Source organism: Mesorhizobium sp. M7A.F.Ca.CA.004.04.2.1, assembly GCF_004022825.1.
In the GTDB taxonomy this organism is placed as follows: Bacteria; Pseudomonadota; Alphaproteobacteria; order Rhizobiales; family Rhizobiaceae; genus Mesorhizobium.
Window position 1 is genome coordinate 1 of sequence record NZ_RZPH01001817.1, and the last position, 417, is coordinate 417.

The 417-nt window shown below is 54.4% G+C and carries 1 protein-coding gene; it reads left to right on the forward strand.

The features are described from left to right. Nucleotides 1-34: 34 nt before the first annotated feature. Entirely contained in the window at nucleotides 35-403 is a 369-nt protein-coding gene (locus EN893_RS37735) for a four helix bundle protein (protein WP_013530241.1), read from the forward strand. The last annotated feature ends 14 nt before the right edge of the window (nucleotides 404-417 follow it).

A 417-nucleotide genomic window follows, 5' to 3' on the forward strand; every position in this document is an offset into this window, starting at 1 on the left:
GTAGGGGAGTAGGGGAGTAGGGGAGTAGGGACGGATGACCGAAAAAACAGGGTCCTACAAGGACTTGCTTGTTTGGGAGCAGGCGATGGATCTTGCGGTGGCGGTCTACGGTGCTACTAAATCCTGGCCCAAAGAAGAGCTTTATGGGCTGACCAGCCAAGTGCGGCGCTCTGCAACGTCGGTGCCGGCAAACATAGCCGAGGGGTATGGCAGGGAAATTCGAGGCTCCTATTTGCAATTTCTCCGTATTGCCCAAGGATCATTGAAGGAACTGGAAACTCAGCTTCTGATTGCTGAACGTATTGGCATCGCGCCGAAAGCGACGTCCGGCCCATTGTTGGCGAGTACCGAAAGTGTGGGAAAGCTTCTTCGGCTTCTCATCCGTAAACTTGCAGCCGAATAGCCTCCCTATTCCCC

Coding starts and splice junctions, on each gene's coding strand:
- EN893_RS37735 (WP_013530241.1), top strand. CDS start 35: ATGACCGAAAAAACAGGGTCCTACAAGGACTTGCTTGTTTGGGAGCAG.